General features: G+C 53.6%; 18 protein-coding genes. 12 read left to right on the top strand and 6 right to left on the bottom strand.

Translation table 11 applies throughout. From position 1 onward, the window contains the following. Window positions 1-89 precede the first annotated feature (89 nt). A complete protein-coding gene (locus HOLDEFILI_RS02865) occupies window positions 90-689 on the bottom strand; it encodes a pyruvate kinase alpha/beta domain-containing protein (protein WP_006057896.1) in 600 nt (199 codons plus the stop codon). 151 nt (window positions 690-840) lie between these two features. On the opposite strand from HOLDEFILI_RS02865, the gene HOLDEFILI_RS02860 reads away from it, so the two are divergent. The 8 genes from HOLDEFILI_RS02860 to HOLDEFILI_RS02825 all read left to right on the top strand — a co-directional run bounded on the left by HOLDEFILI_RS02860 (window position 841) and on the right by HOLDEFILI_RS02825 (window position 8,241). After that, window positions 841-1,506, top strand: a complete 666-nt coding sequence (locus HOLDEFILI_RS02860) for an HAD family hydrolase (protein ID WP_006057894.1) — start codon at window positions 841-843, stop codon at window positions 1,504-1,506. Window positions 1,507-1,589: 83 nt separating this feature from the next. Then, on the top strand, window positions 1,590-1,991 hold the full coding sequence (locus HOLDEFILI_RS02855) for a PTS sugar transporter subunit IIA (RefSeq protein WP_050766910.1): 402 nt from the start codon (window positions 1,590-1,592) through the stop codon (window positions 1,989-1,991). 58 nt (window positions 1,992-2,049) lie between these two features. After that, entirely contained in the window at window positions 2,050-3,621 is a 1,572-nt protein-coding gene (locus tag HOLDEFILI_RS02850) for a PTS system mannose/fructose/sorbose family transporter subunit IID (protein ID WP_006057892.1), read from the top strand. 182 nt (window positions 3,622-3,803) lie between these two features. Beyond that, entirely contained in the window at window positions 3,804-4,892 is a 1,089-nt protein-coding gene (locus HOLDEFILI_RS02845; RefSeq protein ID WP_006057891.1) for an SIS domain-containing protein, read from the top strand. Between the two features lie 21 nt (window positions 4,893-4,913). After that, window positions 4,914-5,393 (top strand): PTS sugar transporter subunit IIB, encoded by a 480-nt coding sequence (locus HOLDEFILI_RS02840; protein ID WP_006057890.1) that lies wholly within the window; start codon window positions 4,914-4,916, stop codon window positions 5,391-5,393. A gap of 51 nt (window positions 5,394-5,444) precedes the next feature. After that, window positions 5,445-7,364, top strand: a complete 1,920-nt coding sequence (locus HOLDEFILI_RS02835) for a BglG family transcription antiterminator (protein WP_039863786.1) — start codon at window positions 5,445-5,447, stop codon at window positions 7,362-7,364. Window positions 7,365-7,378: 14 nt separating this feature from the next. After that, window positions 7,379-7,762, top strand: a complete 384-nt coding sequence (locus HOLDEFILI_RS02830) for a PTS sugar transporter subunit IIA (RefSeq protein ID WP_006057888.1) — start codon at window positions 7,379-7,381, stop codon at window positions 7,760-7,762. Further along, window positions 7,759-8,241, top strand: a complete 483-nt coding sequence (locus tag HOLDEFILI_RS02825) for a PTS sugar transporter subunit IIB (RefSeq protein ID WP_006057887.1) — start codon at window positions 7,759-7,761, stop codon at window positions 8,239-8,241. Before HOLDEFILI_RS02830 ends, HOLDEFILI_RS02825 begins: the two co-directional genes overlap by 4 nt. A 73-nt stretch (window positions 8,242-8,314) precedes the next feature. Here the strand turns inward: HOLDEFILI_RS02825 and HOLDEFILI_RS02820 are convergent, their stop codons facing one another. Further along, window positions 8,315-9,199 carry an AraC family transcriptional regulator gene (locus HOLDEFILI_RS02820; RefSeq protein ID WP_006057886.1) on the bottom strand — a complete coding sequence of 295 codons (885 nt, stop codon included), beginning with the start codon at window positions 9,197-9,199 and terminating at the stop codon, window positions 8,315-8,317. Between the two features lie 152 nt (window positions 9,200-9,351). Between HOLDEFILI_RS02820 and HOLDEFILI_RS02815 the strand changes: the two genes are divergently transcribed. After that, entirely contained in the window at window positions 9,352-11,313 is a 1,962-nt protein-coding gene (locus tag HOLDEFILI_RS02815; RefSeq protein ID WP_006057885.1) for an FAD-dependent oxidoreductase, read from the top strand. Between the two features lie 7 nt (window positions 11,314-11,320). Here the strand turns inward: HOLDEFILI_RS02815 and HOLDEFILI_RS02810 are convergent, their stop codons facing one another. Then, window positions 11,321-12,277 carry a hypothetical protein gene (locus tag HOLDEFILI_RS02810; protein ID WP_006057884.1) on the bottom strand — a complete coding sequence of 319 codons (957 nt, stop codon included), beginning with the start codon at window positions 12,275-12,277 and terminating at the stop codon, window positions 11,321-11,323. Window positions 12,278-12,641: 364 nt separating this feature from the next. Here HOLDEFILI_RS02810 and HOLDEFILI_RS02805 point away from each other — a divergent pair, with 364 nt between their 5' ends. The 3 genes from HOLDEFILI_RS02805 to HOLDEFILI_RS02795 are packed head-to-tail and all read left to right on the top strand — an operon-like array spanning window position 12,642 to window position 15,889. Further along, window positions 12,642-13,589: an AAA family ATPase gene (locus HOLDEFILI_RS02805; RefSeq protein WP_006057882.1), complete on the top strand. Its 948-nt coding sequence runs from the start codon at window positions 12,642-12,644 to the stop codon at window positions 13,587-13,589. Window positions 13,590-13,595: 6 nt separating this feature from the next. Then, window positions 13,596-14,717 carry a DUF58 domain-containing protein gene (locus tag HOLDEFILI_RS02800; RefSeq protein WP_006057881.1) on the top strand — a complete coding sequence of 374 codons (1,122 nt, stop codon included), beginning with the start codon at window positions 13,596-13,598 and terminating at the stop codon, window positions 14,715-14,717. Beyond that, entirely contained in the window at window positions 14,714-15,889 is a 1,176-nt protein-coding gene (locus tag HOLDEFILI_RS02795; protein ID WP_006057880.1) for a DUF4129 domain-containing protein, read from the top strand. The genes HOLDEFILI_RS02800 and HOLDEFILI_RS02795 overlap by 4 nt, the downstream gene beginning before the upstream one ends. 237 nt (window positions 15,890-16,126) lie before the next feature. Here the strand turns inward: HOLDEFILI_RS02795 and HOLDEFILI_RS02790 are convergent, their stop codons facing one another. The 3 genes from HOLDEFILI_RS02790 to HOLDEFILI_RS02780 are packed head-to-tail and all read right to left on the bottom strand — an operon-like array spanning window position 16,127 to window position 18,623. After that, window positions 16,127-16,468 carry a TfoX/Sxy family protein gene (locus HOLDEFILI_RS02790; protein WP_006057879.1) on the bottom strand — a complete coding sequence of 114 codons (342 nt, stop codon included), beginning with the start codon at window positions 16,466-16,468 and terminating at the stop codon, window positions 16,127-16,129. 2 nt (window positions 16,469-16,470) lie between these two features. Then, a complete protein-coding gene (ggt, locus tag HOLDEFILI_RS02785) occupies window positions 16,471-18,084 on the bottom strand; it encodes a gamma-glutamyltransferase (protein WP_006057878.1) in 1,614 nt (537 codons plus the stop codon). Further along, the gene (locus tag HOLDEFILI_RS02780; protein WP_006057877.1) at window positions 18,081-18,623 is read right to left on the bottom strand and encodes an NUDIX domain-containing protein; all 543 of its coding nucleotides are present in this window, start codon (window positions 18,621-18,623) and stop codon (window positions 18,081-18,083) included. The genes ggt and HOLDEFILI_RS02780 overlap by 4 nt, the downstream gene beginning before the upstream one ends. Window positions 18,624-18,786: the final 163 nt, after the last annotated feature.

Here is an 18,786-nt window from a genome sequence, read left to right as displayed (position 1 = left end):
TGGATTGTATAATTAACTCATTAGAGGTTTATAGCATTCTCTGAATGCAAAACCTTCTTCATGAAAACGATAACGTGTTCTGACCGGGTCTATGTTGATGAATTTCTTCCTGAAGACCCGGAGTCCGGCATCAGCGCGGGCTTGCAGAGAATCTCATGGATCCGGGTGGTAAGGATGGAGGCGGAATAGCCCGGCGTGATCACAATGGCAGTATCCGCTCCGCTTGCGGTTCCGCCCAGAGCCACAACGGGTTTTCCCCATTCGATCACGTCGGCATCCAGCGCCATCACCGCACATTCAAAACAAACCTTGAAGCCCTGACCCAAAGTCCGCAGCGTGGCGGCCATGATTTCCAGCGGATAAACCCCGCTGAACTGACGGCTCAGTCCGCGTTCCCCGCTGCTTAACGCGTGGCCGGCAGTGACGATCATAACGCCTTGAGCTTCCAGTTCGCGCTTGGTTTCCGCATCCATCCGGTTGACACCGCGAGCTTGGTCATCGGAGACGGAACGGACGTCGATCAGTTTTCCGGTAAATCCCTGTTTGCGCGCTTCCGCAATAACGATTCTGGCCGTCGCGCCGGAGGATGAAGCGAAGACGAGATCGGTATTCAGCTGTTTGGCTTTGCGGATACCCTCGACGGCGGCCGCGTTGGTGTTGTGAGGTCCGGGCTGGGAAAATAAAAGCATGATGCATCGCTCCCTTCTGTTTCCATTATACAAGGTTGCCGCTCAGAAATCAGGGGAACGCTGCACTAAACTTAGTGATCTTTTTCCGTTTTTGTTCCACAGCTCGATCTTCCTATAATAAATCCGCAGGAACACAGAAAGGAGGTTGAAGATGGAGAAAATTGTCATCTTTGATATGGACGGCGTGCTCGTCGATACCGAGCCGGTTTATTACAAACGGCTTGAGGATTTTCTGATCAGCCGGGGTTATGCATTTCCCCGTGCGGTGCTCGACCGGCTTGTCGGGGAAAGCAGCCGCAAAACATTTTCGATTCTAAAACAGGCGGATCCAGCATTTTATGATAGTGAGGAAACCTATCGCCGCGATTACCGGGCGTACCATCAGGGGCAGCGGATCGATTACCGCGAGCTGGCGAATCCTCACGTACATCAAACGCTGAATCAGCTGAAAAACACTGGCTGGCGCCTGGCTCTGGCGTCCAGCTCACCGCGCGCCAACATCGAACAAGTGCTCCGGGAGCTCGCGATCCTGCCCTTGTTTGAAGTGATCGCCAGCGGCAATGATTTCCGGGAAAGCAAGCCGAATCCGGAAATCTATCTGCACGTCGCCGCCCAGCTTTACGCCAAGCCTCAACACTGCACCGTGATTGAAGATTCCACCTACGGCATTCAGGCCGCGGTCCGCGCCAGCATGCGCGTGCTGGCCAAGCGCGATGAGCGGTATGGATTTGATCAATCCCCGGCCCACGCCTTGTTTGACGATTTGGCGGAAATCCCGGCGCTGCTGGAAGGCCGCCCGGCTGATGCACTGCACTAGAATTAGTGAAATTAATTGAGTAGTTAATGATTACAAAGCTTTCTATAATGGCATTGAAAAGGACGAATGGAAAGAGGAATAATGTGAAATATCTGATCGCGAGTCATGGCGAATACGCCGCCGGACTGGCCAGCGCGGTGCGCCGGCTGGCTGGTGAAAATCCGGATGTGACAGCCCTGTGCGCCTATACCGACGAGGTTCCCCTGGAAACCCACATGCAGAAGATCATGGCGGGGCATGAAGCGGAAACCTGGATTATTATGACCGACCTGCTGGGCGGCAGCGTGAATCAATACATGATGCGCAGCCTGCTGAAGCCCAACTGCCACCTCCTCGCCGGGGTCAATCTCGAATTGATTCTCAACGTGCTGAAACTGGAAGAAACAGATGATCTGGCCGCTGATCTGCAGCGCTGCGTCAGCGAAGCGCAGAACCGGATCTGTTATGTTAATTCAATCATTCAAAAGAAAGGAAGCGAGAGCTGAAAACAAACCGACAGGCCTACCGCAACACAATCCAAGGTTAAGAAAGGGGTAAACACTTATGTTACTAAACGCACTGCTTCTGTCGTTGATTTATCTCGTGTCGAGAACCGATATGATCAACGGTTACATGATGCTGACCAAACCGATCGTTCTCGGTCCGCTGGTCGGCTTGGTTCTGGGGGATCTGCAAGCCGGAATTCTGATCGGCGCCACGCTGGAGCTGGCCTTCATCGGCGTCATGAACATCGGTATTTCGGTATCCATGGACGTTTCCATCGCGACGATCGTCGGCGGCGGACTGGCGATTCTGTCCGGTCAGGACGCGGCGTTCGCGCTGACCATCGCAATTCCGACCGGCATTCTGTTCAATATGTTAAAAACCTTCATCCGCGTCGTCATGCAGTACTGGATCGTCGAGATGCAGAAAGCCTGCGAAATCGGCGATTACAAGAAGGTGGAACGGTATCACTGGCTGACCTGGTGGCTGTTCAGTCTGATCATGATGATTCTGGTCTTCGCGTCCATCTATTTAGGCACCGGCGCAGTTCAGGCGGTCGTCGATTTCATCCCGCAGTGGATCTACAACGGCTTAAAAGTCGGCACATCGATTTTGCCGGCGCTGGGCTTCGCGATGCTGCTGAATATGATCTGGACCCGCGAAATCGGCGCGTTCTACTTCATCGGCTTCGTGCTGTCGGCCTTCCTGGGCATGACCAATACGGGCGTCGCGATCCTGGGCGCAGCCTTCGCGGTGATCGCCTTCTTCTTCATCAAGTCGGAGGACAAGGAAGCAGCGGAAGAGGAAGTCACGGACGAAAAGCGCGAAACCAAGCGTCTGAGCCGCAAGGCGTTAATGGGCGTGTACTGGCGCGCGCATACGCTGGAAGCTTCGTTCAACTATCAGAACTATCAGGGCTCGGGTTATTGCTACGCGATGATTCCGGCATTAAAAGAACTCTATCCCGATAAGAAGGATCTGGCGATGGCGCTCAGCCGTCACTATGAATTCTTCAACACGACGCCGCAGGTATCGACGCTGATCTTCGGTATCTCCTGCGCGATGGAAGAAGAAATCTCGAGCAATCCGGATCTGGCTCCGGCTTCGGTCAACGCTGTCAAAGCGGCGCTGATGGGACCGCTGGCCGGCATCGGCGATTCGCTGTTCCAGGGTACCTTCCGCGTCATCGCGGCCGGCGTTGCGGCGCAGTTAGGCTTACAGGGCAACGTGCTGGCGCCTTTCGTCTTCATCCTGCTCTACAACGCACCGCATTTCCTGGCCCGCTGGTATCTGATGTGGAAGTCGTATGATTTCGGAAGTAAGTTTATCAACAAGATCTACAAGTCGAACATCATGGACAAGCTGACGCTGTGCTTCGGCATCCTGGGCCTGATGGTGATCGGCGCGATGACAATGTCGATGGTCTCGGTTTCGACGCCGTTAGTCATTCAGTTTGGTCAGATGGAACCGTTAGCGCTGCAGTCGCTGTTTGATGAAATTCTGCCGGGCCTGCTGCCGCTGTGCATTACGTGGGCGACCGCCTGGCTGTTAAAGAAGCAGGTCAACATGCTGCACATCATGATCGGCATGTTCATTCTGGGCATCGTCTGCAATGTTATCGGCATTCTCTAATCGTAGTCTTCAAACGGCTTCTGTCTCCCTGTCCGTGGACTGAAGCATCCGTCTTGGATCAAGTTTAGCGCGTTTTAAAGCGGCAGGGCAGGCAGACCGCATTGCACAAGGAGGGGAACAAGGCTTTTGCGAAGGGCCTTGCTTCCTCTTTTCCATGAAAAACATAAGGAGGAATTGTCGAAATGGAAACGATGATGGGTTATATTGAAGAAAGCGCGGCGCAGTGCCGCCGCAACATCGAACAAGCTTCACAGCTGGTACAGCCGGCCGTCGATCTGTATACGAAAAAGGAGTACAACCGGATCCTGATCATCGCCTCCGGATCTTCCTACAACGGCTCCTGTCTGGCGAAATACTTTGTCGAAAAGGTTCTCAAGGTCAGAACGGAAGTCGTTACTTCGTTTACCTTTAATCATTATGAAACGATCTTTGATGAAAAGACGTTTGTCTTCGGCGCAGGGCAGAGCGGCCGTTCGACCAACACCAACGACGCCCTGCAGAAAGCCCGCGATCATGGCCTGACGGCGATCGGCCTGACCGGCAATGTCGAGAGCGTCATGAAGGAGCATTGCGATCTGTGCCTGAACTGGGGCATGGGGATTGAAAAGATCGGTTTTGTCACCAAGGGCGTCGTCACACTCGGCTTATATTACATGTTGTTCGCGATTGAAGCGGGCAAGGCCAAAGGTCTGATCAGCGCGGAGGAAGCCGCCGGATATTATGAACAACTGAAGCAGGCCTGCGACACGATGGATCAGACGGTAGAGAAAGCGAAAGTCTGGTATGCCGCCAACGAAGCAGAGCTGACCGACCTCAAGCGCGTACAGATTCTGGGATATGGCCCGAATCACGCCGTCGCGCTGGAAGGGGCGCTGAAGATCGCGGAGACGACCGGCCATGCCGCGACCGCTTATGAGATGGAGGAATTCCTGCATGGACCATCGATTGAGACCAACGCCGAGCGCACGGTGATCATCGTCGATTCGCTGGGACAACCGAGCGACCGCGCGGTCAAAATGTACGAAAGCGTCCATGAACTGACCTCCCGCGTCTATCTGATCACCAACCGCAAGATCGACGATCCGAAAGTGCTGACGATCAATCATCACCTCGATGAACATTTCAGCGTCCTGTTCAATGTCATCCCATTCCAGGTGATCTCCGCGATGGGCCGCGACAAATGGGTCAATCCGCTGGACGAAGCCCGCAAACGGATGAACGACATCATGGGCTCCAAAGCGCCGAAAACCGGCAACGAAGTCGGCTTGTAAAAAACAAGGAGGAACAAGCGAATGATAAAATTACTGCGTGTTGACGACCGTCTGATCCACGGTGCGGTCGGATTTTCCTGGACGAAGCAGCTGTCGATCAACATGATCATCCTCGCCAACGACGCGATCGCCAAGGATGATTTCCAGAAGATGACGCTGGATATCGCCAAGCCGCGGGGAACGAAGCTGGTCTGTGAAAGCGTGGAGAAAGCGAAGGCGCTGATCCGCACTCACTTAAAAAGCAGCACGAACGTCATGGTCATCACCAACAACATCCCTGACGCCGCCGACATCCTCACCAGCATCCCGGAAATCGGTTCGCTGAATCTGGGCGGAATCCGCAAGAATGCCGAAACGAAGGAAAACCTGATCGGCGCGATCGCGGTATCGCAGAAGGATATCGAGCTGTGCAACAAGCTGGTCAGCGACGGCTTTGAGGTTGAGCTGCGCCTGATTCCGGATGGGAAGAAGACGTACTTCAAGGATTATAAGCTGCAGTAGCGCATCATGCAGGGGCAACCCTGCATTCTTTTGAGAGAGGAGGGGAAGCGGATGGAATACATCAGCGACCGCCTGGAACAGATTCTGATCGCGCTGGGGGAAGCCTCCCAGCCGCTGACCAGCGCCCAGCTGGCGGAAAAGGTCAAGGTGTCGGCACGCACGGTCAAAAAAGACATCGGCGAGCTGAATGCGATCCTCAAGGACTACGACGCGGCGATTCTGGCCCGGACCGGGGTCGGTTACCAGCTGTCGGTGGGCGATGAATTTCTCTATAATCAATTTCTGACGGAGCTGAAGCGGCGTGAGCTGCGAACCGCGCAGACCGTGCCGAAGTACCGTTACGAACGCGTCAATTACATCGTGAAGAAGCTGCTGACGGTGGATTACTATCTGACGATCGAGGATTTAGTCGACGAGCTGTATATCAGCCGCTCCACGCTGACCGCCGATCTGAAGGAAGTGCGGGAAATCTTCAAGGACTACAATCTGGAGCTGATTTCCCGGCCGAATTATGGAATATTGTTAGTCGGGGAGGAAATCGCCAAACGGCTGTGCATCGCCGAGTATTTCTTTCACGCCAACGTTTCGACCGGCTATTTCGCCGCTGACAATGCGATGTTTGTTTCCAGCACCAATCAGGATGAAATCCGGTTTGTACGCGGACTGTTGGAAGAAATTATGGAAAAATACGGCATTCACATGTCTGATCAGTCGCTGCAGAATTTCGTGATTCACATCATCATCGCAATCCGCCGGTGGAAATTCTACAATTATGTAAAAATTGAGGATGAAAACCTCGGGGAGCTTCGCTCGAGCGTCGCCCGGGAATGGCCGGCGGCACAGGATTTGGTGCGGCGGCTGCAGGATAAGCTGGAAATCTTATTGCCGCAGGAGGAGATTCTCTACTTCGCGCTGCATTTCAAGTCCAAGCACATCACGGAATTGGACGAAATCACCAGCGAGGAAATCGAACAGGTGGAGAAAACGCTTTACGATATTTACCGGATGCTGCAGAAGCGCTTCGGCGTGATCGCGATCAATAAGGACCGCTACGAGGAATATCTGCGGATGCACATCCCGGCGATGGTCGCAAGGCTGCGCAGCGGTCTGGTCATGCGCAATCCGATGATCTATGATTTCCTGAACAAATATTTGTTTTCCACCCACATCACGATGATGATCAGCGATATTCTGGAACAGAATTTCAACGTCCGGATGAATAAAAACGAATTCGCCTATCTTGTGCTGTATACCAATCTGTTGTTCTCCACGGAGAGCCGGCCGCACGGCGCCAAGATCTTAGTTGTCTGCGGGCGGGGCCGGCCGGAAACGATCACGCTGATCAACGAGATCAACGAAAACCACGCGGCGCTGGCGAACATGATTGAGATCTGCGACGTCGGCGAACTGGAAAATCATGATCTGCATCAGGCGGAACTGATTCTCAGCACAGTGCCGCTGCAGGCATCCTATCCGGTGCCGTCGATTTATATGGACGGCCGGCTGTCGTATGGCGAACAGATCCAGCAGTCGATCAAGCACAACCGCCTGTCGTTCCGCAAGCTGGCGCGTTATTTCTCCCCGCGCTATTTCAACGGCAGTCTTAAGGGAAGCGTGCGCGACGAGGTGTTCCGCGAGGTGGCCAAAGCGTTTGACAACTGGAAAGAGATTCTGGCGATGTTTTGGGAAGCGGAGCACATCCTGTCGCATGAAACGACCAAAGGCGTCGTCTTCCTGCATACGTTAAAACCTCTGCCGGAAAGCTTCATTTATATCGGTTTTCTGAAAAAGCCGATTATCTGGAACAAGCTGTGGGCGCAGGCAGTCATCTTCGTCAACATCAACGGCGATCTGGATTCGCTGCGGCTGGGCTATGATTTCATCAGCGAGATGATCAACGATCCGCGCGAACCCTTCTCGGGGAAAATCACGGAGTATGAGGATTTGATTGAAGTGTTAAGCAAAAATTAGAAAGGAGCGGGCACATGCGATATTTGATTGCCGGACATGGCGACTATGCCCAGGGCGTGGTCAACACGCTGAAATTTTTCAAGGATGATCTGAACAATGTGGATCTGCTTCCGTACAATAACGATTTTGAACAACAGCTGCAGGCGTATCTGGACCGGCGGGATCCGGCGGAGCCGTTGTGCGTCGTGACGGATTTGGTCGGGGGCAGCGTCAATCTGGAAGCGATGCGGCAGTTGCGGACGCGGGATTTCTATCTGATCAGCGGAGCGAATATTTCGTTGTTATTGGAAATGTTGTTTTCCGAAGTGAGCGACGGAGCGCAGATCGAGGAAATTGTGAACGCGGCGAAGGATCAGATGGTTTACGTCAACGCCATGATGGGAGCGCGGTCTGAATGATCCGGCAGGTCAGCGTGGACGACCGTCTGCTTCACGGGCAGGTGGCGTTCTACTGGACCAGCTATTACAATCTGGATATGATTCTTGTCCTGAACGACGAGGCGGCGAACGATGAATTCACGAAGATGATTCTGGGGCTGGCGAAACCGCGCGAGGTGCGCTTACAGATCGCGGAGGTGGAAGCGGGCTTTGAAATCGTGCGCAGACAGCTGGAATCGCCGGACAACGTGCTGATCATCGTCGGCAGTCTGTTCGACGCCAATCAGGTGCTGGAACATTTCCGCGAACTGAAAACGCTCAATCTGGGCGGCCTGCGGATGCGTCCGAACGGGAAGGTGCTGAACGAGAGGACGGCGCTGACCAGCGAGGACATCGCGATCTGCCGGCGATTGCTGGAACGAAAGATTACGATCACGGTGCGGCATTCCCCCGAGGTGGCGGAAAGCTTGTTGACGGAGAGTGTGCTGAAGCAGCTTTAGAAACCTTGTGCGGTGGGAAAGAACATGGGTAATGAAAGAAGAATGAACGAATAAAAAATCAGGGTTTCGCGGCTTAACCGCCGGAGCCCTGATTTTTAAAATGTTTTCTGAACTGCGTCGGCGTCAGTCCCAGCGCGGCTTTAAAGGTACTGCAGAATAAATAGATCGAGGAGAAGCCGGTTGCGTCCGCAATCGCGGTGATCGAGTCGTCCGTCGTTTTCAATAATTCCTGACTTTTCTGCAGCTTAAACTGCAGGATAAACTGGCTGGGCGACTGCTGGACGAGCTTTTTGAAACAGCGGTATAAATAACTCTGCGAGACATGCGCGATTTCACACAGCTTATCGACGGTGATATTTTCATTCAGATGCTCCTGCAGATAGCGGACGCATTGATTGAACACCGTTTCTTCGCTGGAGCGGACATGCGGCGAAGCGGACTGCTGATGATCGCCCTCCTGGCGCAGGATCCGCAGCCGCAGCATCAGGCTTTGCAGAAGCAGCACCGCTTCCAGATAATAACCCGGCTGCTGCTCGTTGACCTTTTTAATCGTGTGCTGCAGCTGATGCACCAGCACTTCGTTGATCGTATCGTGCAGCACCAGAATCTGCGTCAGCTCGAGCGATTCGATAAACCGCGCGATTTTATGCACCGGCTGAACGGTGAAATGCAGGAAGAAGAACTCGATCGTTTCCTCACCTTCGGAGCTGACCGTGTAGAAGGCGTTGATCGGCACGACCAGCAGATCGCCCGGACCTACCCGGTATTCCTGATCTTCGACGATCACCCGGCAGCAGCCCTGCAGGAAGAATAAAATCTTGAAGTGATTCATGAAAATACTGTGATTGATCAACGGCGGTTTCTTCGTAAACTTTCCTATTTTAAGAATTTCATAATCAAATTCTTCTTCAATCTTGGAAAAAGGATCTTTCCGAATCGGCGTATAGATCGAATTCATTCCACAATCACCTCGGTTTCTGTTGAATTAAGTATAGCATAGATTTTTATAACGCAAAAATGAAGGTTCTGAAATTCTTAAAATCATGAGTGAATTTGATATTGTGAAAACATTCTTAAATGATAGAATGGTGATAGAAGGGAAGGAAAGAAATGAAGAAAACAGTAGCCTTATGTTCAGCCTTCTTGTTGATGGTTTCCGCGATGAGCGGATGCTCAACGTCCAACAACAAGCCTGCGGAACAACAACCGTCAGCGCCGGCTACGGCGTATGATGAAGAGAAAACAGCCGACGTTATCGTCGTAGGCGCAGGCGGAGCGGGGTTATCCGCTGCGATCGCGGCCACAGACAACGGCGCACAGAACGTCATCATTATTGAAAAGACCAACCGTACCGGCGGGAATCTGAATCTGACGTCCGGATCGATGTCCGCAGCGGAAACCTCGCTGCAGAAGGAAGCCGGCATCGAAGACACGAAAGCTTCCTTTGTGGAAGACATCATGAAAAACGGCGCTCAGCTGGGCAACCGCGAGCTGGTCGAAGCGTTCGTGAACGAAGACACGGAGATGTTCGAATGGATGCTGGAGCACGGGTTAGCCGACAACGAATTCTCGTTAGACAAAGCGACCGGCGGCAAAGCGGTCTTCGCACCGGAACACCAGTTATATTCCGTTCAGCGGACCTACAAACCGAAGGCGGACGACAAGGAACATTATTCCAGCGCCGCGCATGAGGTGCTCGATCAGTACATCAAGACACTGGACAACGTCACAATTGATTTCAACACCGACGGCGTGAAGCTGCTGGCGAATGACAAGGGTCAGGTCTTAAGCGTTGAAGCGGTTACCGAAGATGGTAAGACGATTAAATATACCGCCAACAAGGGCGTCGTGATGGCGACCGGCGGCTATTCCGGAAACTTCAAGCTGATGGGCAAATACGCGGAACACGGTGCGGATTACCTCAGCTCCACAACCTCGATGGGCGAAGGCCTGCGGATGATGCAGGAAGTCGGCGCCAACGTCGATGAAAAAGCGATGAGCTATATCCCGACATTCCCGATGGGCGTGCAGACCGGCCCGCAGAGCGGAACGATCGGTTCTACTTACACCTGGAAGGCAGGCGGTATCTGCGTCAACCAGGAAGGCAAGCGGTTTGTCAACGAACAGGAAGCGCGCGTCGATGTGCGTGAAGTTGCTCTGGAAGAACAGCCGGGCGCGGTTCAGTATGATATCTTCACCGACAAGATCGTTGCGGATCTTTCCGCAGCCGGCGGCGATATGATGTACCAGCTGTATTTCAATCCGGAAACCGGACGGGCGAAGAACCTGGTGAAGTCAGCGGCGACGCTGGACGAACTGGCAGCGCTGATCAATGTTCCGGCGGAGGCGCTGAAGGCCACGGTTGAAACTTACAACAAGGCTGTCGACGGCGAAGCTGAAGATGAATTCGGCCGCAGCTTTGATGCGACACCATCGGCTTACAGCTTAGCGGTCAACAAGATCGAAGGCGACAAATACTATGCGATTCCGTTAAAAGCGTTGGTCGTTATGACGCTGGGCGGCGTTTCGATCGACACGCAGGCGCATGTGCTGGATGAAAGCGGCACTGTCATTCCGGGTCTGTACGCAGCAGGCGAATGCACCGGCGGCATCTGGGGCAAGTTTGTTTCCGGCGGCACCGGCGTCATGGGTCCGATCACCTTCGGACGGATTGCGGGCCGTACTGCAATGACGGATACCTTAGCGGAAGGCTACACAGTGAAAGCGGCATCCAACCTGTTCGACGCTTCCTTGTTTGAGAAGGAAACGGCGTCCGCGGATCGCTTCGATATGAGCAAGACGCTGAAAGACGGCGAATACACGGCGACGGTCGAAGGCCAGGAAGGTCAGATGACAGTCAAGACGACAATCGCGGACGGCAAGATCAGCGCGGTTGAAATCGTTGAGCAGCATGAAACAGCGGGCGTTGCCGACAAGGCGATCAGCGATCTGCCAGCGGCGATCGTTGCGGAAAACTCCGTCAACGTCGACACGATCTCGGGCTGCACGCTGTCCAGCGGCAGAATCCTGGATGCGGTCACTGACTGCCTGAACCAGGCTTCCGCACAGTAATTCAGCTTTATCTGAAGAAAGAAGACAGAATGATCACAAGCGATGATTCTGTCTTTTCTTTTATATGAATAGGGAAAAGTTTGCTAATTTTCCACACGGCTCTAGTGGTGAGTAAATACCTCATCGCTTGAATTTTCAAACCCTTCGGTTCCAACTTCCGTGTGGTCGACAACAGATTGAAGACGTTGAACCCTTCCTGCCGTTTCCGCTCGGTAGTGAACTGAAGATCGAACGGATTGCCTTTTTCATCCTCCAACGTCATCGTCGGACTCAGCCGCATCGACTGCAGCGGATCAACCGTTTTGTCCTTAAAGCTGCCCTGGATCACAATCTCACCCTGCGGCACCAGCAAACCTTTCCATTCCTCCACCGGCTTATCGTTGATGATGAGTTCCAGCACATCCAGCACATTTTCCGTTGCCGTGCTGGAAATACTGGCGAAATGCAGCATTTTTGTCGCGTTTAACCGGATCACAAAACTGCCGTCGTCCTTGGACGTCATTTCCGTAATTTCGTACGGACCTTCATTCTTTTCTTTCGGCACCAGCTTCAGCTTGCCCAGCCGGATCTGTTCCTCGCTGCCGTCGGTGAACGTCAGGATTGCGTCGGACAAATCCAAACCGCCGCTTTCCGGCCATTCTGTGTCCATCGGCGCGATGACCGCCTGCACCGTCGTCACTTCAAACGGGCCGAAGCTCTGCGTCGTGCGGCCGATCACGTAGACCGGGAAATCCTTAGCGACAAAACGCAGGGTCTCCACAGTTTTCGATTCATCCTGCGCGCTTAAATAGCTGAATTCAAAGCCCATCATTTCCGCCGAACTGCTCTGGTAGATCAATTCGGTATTTTGTTCAATAATCGTCAGGCTTTCCACCCGGAATACGCTGACCAGAAGCAGCAGCACCGCGGCGCACAGCCCCAGCAAGCCGGTCATGATCAGTAATAAGCGATTTCCTTTTCGCATAGTCAGCCCCTTTCTTTCATTTGTTTCAAATCCGATAATTACCGTTTTTTCGGCGGTGCTTTTTTTGATCGCGATCAGCCGGAGGACTTCGTCGATTTCGTCCGGCTTCAGAATCCGATAGCGAATCCATCCGCCTTCCTCGCCGCAGGCCAGGAAACGTCAATTTCCGATTGGTTTTATTATCTCATTGAATGCTTTCAGATTCAATGAAGGAGCGGTGAACAGTTTGGGACTTTTTGTCTAATTTCATCAAATTTTTTTGAAATTTTTGTTTTTTTCCAATTTCCCCGGCTATTTTCAACCGACTTTCCGAATCCCAAGCGTAATTCATGTTAAAATAAGAAAAATCGCAGGAGGTATATCCATGAACTGTCAGGAAGCCGCATCCTTATTAAAAAAAAATATCGAACAGATCATGGTCGGCAGCGAACAGAGCTGCGGCCTGATCATGATGAGTTTATTAGCCGGAGGCCACATTCTTTTAGAAGACGTACCCGGCACCGGAAAGACGACGCTGGCCAAAGCGGTCGCCCAGTCGCTGAATCTCTCGTTCAAGCGGGTCCAGTTTACACCGGATCTGATGCCGTCCGATTTGATCGGCATTCAGTTCTACAATCAGGCTAAAGGGGAATTCGAGTTCCGTCCGGGCCCGTTGTTTACCCAGCTGGTGCTGGCGGACGAAATCAACCGCGCCGCGCCGCGCACCCAGTCGAGCTTGCTGGAAGCGATGGAAGAACATCAGATCAGCGTGGAAGGTACGACTTACCCGCTGCCGGAACCCTTCTTTGTCATCGCGACGCAGAATCCGATCGAAAACCAGGGAACCTTCCCGCTGCCGGAAGCTCAGATCGACCGGTTTATGATCCGGATTCATCCCGGCTATCCTTCACCGCAGGAGGAACAGCGGATGTTGAAAAATCTCAGCGTCCAGGCGGCCGCGCCACAGCTCTCGCCAGTACTCGACGGAAAACAGCTGTTAGCGCTGCGGGATGAGGTCGATGCGGTCCGGATCCACGATGTATTGTTGGACTATGCGCTGCAGGTGGTTGGCAGAACGCGGGCGCATGAACGGATTCAATTAGGCGTCAGTCCCCGCGGAGCTCTGGCCTGGATACGCTGCGCGAAAGCGATGGCCGCGATCCAGGGCCGTGATTATGTCCTGCCGGATGATTTAAAAGCCTGCGCCCAGCCGGTCCTGGCTCATCGTCTGATTTTAGGCGGATTAAGTCTGGGTTCCGATCGGCAGGCGGAAGCCGTACTGGCGCAGATCCTGGAAGAAATCCCGGTTCCGGTTGAAAAGTTTCAGGGTTGATTCCCCATGACGTTGTTGTTGATCTTCGTCCTCGGTCTGGTTTTCGTTCAGCTGGGACGCTATGATTTTGAACGCCGGGGCGCCCGCGGTCTGTCGGTCACACTGCTCAGCGATGTCAGCCGGCTGGAACCGGGACAGACGCTGACGCTCACGGTGATTCTTGAGAATAAAAAGCGGATGAGTGTTCCGCATGCCGCGGTGCGGATTACGTTTCCCGCGATTCTGGACTGCGAAGAAACGGATCTGGCGCTGACCGGCGAAAGCGCGACGAACGCCTTTGTCCTGCATACGACGCTCGCCGGACGCCAGAAGAAAACCCGCTCGCTGCGGTTTACTGCGAAACAGCGCGGTGCCGGCGAATTCCGGGCTTCGACGATCCTTTCTGATTATCTGAATCTGACCCAGCTGGACGGTCCTCTGACTACGCCTCGCTTATGCGTCGTCCATCCCTTACGGCAATTCCCGGCGGCGCTCGAAGCCAGTCCCTGCGGACTTCAGGGGCAGCAGTCAGTACGCCGCTGGCTCTACCCGGATCCGATCTTTTTTACCGGTGTGCGTCCCTATCAGCCGCAGGACAGCTTCCGCGATATCGACTGGCGGGCGACGGCGCGGTATCAATCCTTTTACGTTAAAGAATACGATCACACTTCCGACCCGGCGTTTTCGATCTTTTTAATCCTGCAGTCGATCCAGAATCTCTTTGCGGACGACGCGGAATTTATGGAAAGTGCGGTGCAGTTCGCCGCGGCGGTCCTTGATCAAAGTCAGCGCCAACAGCTGCCTGCGGCCCTGGTCACCAATGCCGTCGTGCGTTTTTCCGTTGCGGATACCTCGGTCTGCGACGCCAGTCTGAACCACACGGTCAGCTGTCTGGATTTGTTAGCCTGCGCCGCCCCGTATCCGCTAAGCGAGCCGACCCGGTTGTTTCAACGATATCCGCAGCTGTTGGATGCCTCGCATCATTGCCTGCTCATTCTGAATTCGCTGACGGAGGCCATCCGTGAGTGGATGATGAAGATCTGCGCTCAGGGCACCGCCGTGACCTTGGTCTGTTGGACACTGCCGGATCCCAAGACGCTGCCGGCACGATGTCAGGCGCTGCCGCTGCGGAAGGAGGAAACCCAATGAAACGCTGCATTCCGTATCTCCTTGCCTTCCAGCAGGTTCTCTGCGGACTCTGGATCATGATCGTCTTCGTGCAGGCCTTTCTGCCCGGAACGCTCTTCCTGCCGGGATGCGTCCTGTTTTTCATCCTGCAATGGGGTCTGTCGCTGCTTTCCCATCAGAAAAAACCAGCGCTGCGGTCTGGCTTGTACTTCCTGAACATCGTTCTCTTTGCGTTTGGACTTCCGATCCAAAAAAATATTCTGACGCTGGTGCTAACCGCCGTCGGGTTGATTCTGGAAACCGGCCTGATCCTGACGCTGGAAGATTTGCGGGATTGTTCATGGGGAAAGCTGGGGATCGGCGCGCTGATTCTGATTCTCATCAATACGGTCAGCACCGGCCCGGATCTGATCCGCAGCTCGCTGCTGCTGGTTTTGGCGGCGTTATGCCTGCGCATCCAGTCTCAGTTTTTCAACCCTTCTGATCCGGCCGCGATGTCCCAGCTGGATCCCGACCAGGAAAAGCTGTTGCTTAAGCTGGCAGGAATTCAACTGGCAGCTACCTTGGCAATCGGCCCGCTGAGCGCTTTGATTCTTGCTGCCGCCCAGTTGTTCAGCCAGGGATTGACCTGGATTTTAAGCCGTTTGATCGAAGCCTTCGCATTTGTCTTCTCGGCGATCATCCTGTCGCTGCAAAGTTTGATTCGCTGGATTCTGGCCCATCAAAAAGGAACGGAAGTCACGACACAGACACCCCAGACCGAGGTCATCCTAACGCCCGATCCGGAATCCGCCAATGCCGCTTCGTCTGCTTTCAACGGAATTCTGGCCGTGATCGCCATGATCGCCGCCGGTTTGCTTCTGTTTTTCCTGCTTCGCTGGTTCCTTCGTTTGATTCGGAAATCCCGGTCGGTTTCCCTGGAGAAGGGGTTTCGCAGTGAAAAGATCGCAGCTTCCGCATTAGGAGAACGGCCGACACTACGTCAGCGCCTGCATTCCTGGCTGCATCCGGAAGTGCTTTCCCCAGTCCGAAAGCAATACAAAGAGGCAGTGAACGAGCGTATTCAACGAGGTTATCCGTTCGCTTCTTCCGAAACACCCTGGGAGTACTGGCAGGAAGTCCAGGATCAGGAGCCGGACGATCAGTTCAAAGAACTGACCCACGCTTACAATAAAGAACGCTATCGACCATGACCTTCATTCTCGTTTATACGACGCGTATAATCATTTCCTTATATTGAAAGCGAGGGATTTCCCTCGTTTTTGTTTTATATCAGCAGAAGTATCCGAACATCCCTATGACAAAATCGATCCTTGCGATTCGCTGCAATTTTATCGGTTTAGATTATGAAGATTTACTTCTTATTTCAAAAACCCGGGTAGTTTAGCAAATAATAAAAAAATAGAACAGAGCCTTTCCCTGTTCTATCTCTATCTTGATTCAGCTTTCGAAGTTTTCGGCCGCCGGGGTTTGGGTTTCGGCAAAGCGTCGCAGGTTGCTTTGACGATTTCCGCTAACGTTTCCCGGTCGTCCAGATCTTCAATTAAGAAACTTTCCTTTGCGCCGGGATAGGGCGGCGCTTTCGGACAATCTGGAATCCTGGCCGCCACCTCCGGCGTGATTTTAATAAACAGCTGATCGTCGCAGATCACCGCGAAGAACACCTGATCGCAATACAAGCCAACCTCCCCGAACATCCGCTTCCAGGTAATTGTGCCGGCCAACGCCAGCTGATCGGTCACATACGTGACAAATTCCAGTGTTGAAGCCATTGTCAGAAACAGGCAATGTTGCTATCGGTGCGGGATTCTGTCCCGCCGATCAACGTGCCGTTCTCCATTCTAAGGATCATCTGTCCCCTGCCGAAAACGCCGGGATCCAGGCAGACTTCAATCCGGTGTCCCCGCTTCTGCAGCGCTTTCGCCAAAGCGGTTGGGAAGTGCGGTTCAACGTAGATCCGGTTGTCCCGTTCCCACAGCCAGCGGGGCGCATCCAGCGCCATCTGCGGATTGAGATGGAAATCGATCAGGTTCATCGCTACCTGGACATGCCCTTGAGGCTGCATATAGCCGCCCATGACGCCGAACGGGCCGACCGCTTTGCCCTCTTTCATCAAAAATCCCGGAATGATCGTGTGATACGTCCGCTTGCGCGGCTCTAAATAATTGGCATGCTGATCATCCAGTGAGAAATCATGACCGCGGTTCTGCAAGGAAATGCCGGTGCCCTCCACGACGATGCCGCTGCCGAATCCCATATAATTACTCTGGATATAGGACACCATGTTGCCTTCCTCATCCGCAGTGCATAAATACACCGTTCCGCTCTGCGGCAGCTCGCTGACCTGCGGATCCTGCGCGGTATCCGTGATCTGAGCGGCGCGCAGACGCCCCAGCTGCGGATCAAGCAGATGCTCCGTTTTCACCTTCATCGCCTTCGGATCTGTAATATAGAACAAACCGTCTTTGAACGCCATCTTCATCGCTTCCAGCTGTCGATGCACCGTTTCCACGTGCAGCTTCTCCTGAAATTGGAATTCTTTCAGGATATTCAGCGCCATCAGCGCGACGATGCCCTGCCCATTCGGCGGAATTTCACAGATTTCATAGCCGCGGTAATTCAGTCGGATCGGGGTAACCCATTCATTTTCAAACGCTTCCAGATCCGCTTTGCGGAGATACCCGCCGTATTTGCGGCTGCAGGCATCGATTTGATCGGCGATCTGACCCTGGTAAAAGCTGTCGGCCTGTGTTCGGCCGATTTCTTTTAATGTCTCCGCATGATTTTTTAAGGTAATCTTATCTCCGGGCTGCGGCGCATGACCTTGCGGAGCGAACGTCGCAAACCATTCGTCAAATTCCGGTTTCCCGGCAAATTCTTTTTTGTATTTATCAAAAGCGGCCTGCCAGTAATGGGCTAAAACCGGAGAACACGGATAGCCTTCCTCGGCATAGCGGATCGCCGGGGCCAGGCATTGCGCCAGCGTCAGCTTTCCGAAGCGTTCGTTCAGACTTTTCCAGGCTTTGACCGCGCCCGGCACCGTGACCGGCGTCCAGCCAAAGGCCGGCATCGTCGAATGGCCCTGGGCTTTGACCTGTTCAGCCGTGATCGCTTCCGGAGCGAAGCCGGAGGAATTCAGCCCGATCAGTTCCCCTTTGTGCCAGACAATCGCAAACGCGTCGCTGCCCAAGCCGTTGGCCGTCGGTTCCACAACCGTCAGCGCGGCCGCCGTCGCTACCGCCGCGTCGATCGCGTTGCCGCCTTGCCGCAGCATTTCCAAGCCGGCTGCCGAGGCCAGCGCGGAGCCGGTACAGACCATTCCCCGGCGCGCCATCACCGGATAGCGGTTGGATGGGTAAGGTTGATCAAAACAGTCGAAATTCATCATTCTTCTTCCTCCAGCAATTTCTGTAATTTCAGCGTCATCGCAATCGTTTTCCCGTCGATGATCTCGCCGCGCATCACCTGATCGACGACGTCCTTCAACGGCACCTTCACGCAGTTCAGGAATTCATCGTCATCCAGGTGCGTGCCGACAAAGGTCAGCCCTTTCGCCCTGTACATCTGAATTGTTTCTTCCAGATACGCGCCGGTCGGCACCATTTCCCCCAGAAACTCAAAGGTTTCAGCGGTATAGCCGGTTTCTTCCTGCAGTTCTCGCTGGGCGGTGACTAACGGATCCTCACCAGGTTCTCGTTTCCCTGCCGGTACTTCGCGCATGATCCGCTGCTGGGCATAGCGGAATTGATCGACGAGAAGCAGTTCGTTCTGATCGGTCAGCGCCGCAATCGCCACGCCGCCGGGATGTTCAACAACCTCGCGGATCGTTTCCGTGCCGTCGGGCAAAGTGACTTCATCATGCCGCACATGAATCAAACGCCCGGTAAATACTCGTTTTTGCGAATTGGTTTTCTCTGTCAGTTCCATATTCTCCCCCTGTTTCGTTTTCTGATCATTTCCCGAAGGCCGATGGAAATCCAGGTCTTCGCGTAAGTCTCTGATTTAGTTATAGAGAGATTTTGAAGAAAAAGCAAGCTGAAAATATTCTTCCATTAACTTCATGAAATGGAAATGCTGAATCAAGCGATTT

Source organism: Holdemania filiformis DSM 12042, assembly GCF_000157995.1.
Taxonomy (GTDB): Bacteria; Bacillota_I; Bacilli_A; order Erysipelotrichales; family Erysipelotrichaceae; genus Holdemania; species Holdemania filiformis.
This window is presented reverse-complemented; position numbering and strand designations above follow the sequence as displayed.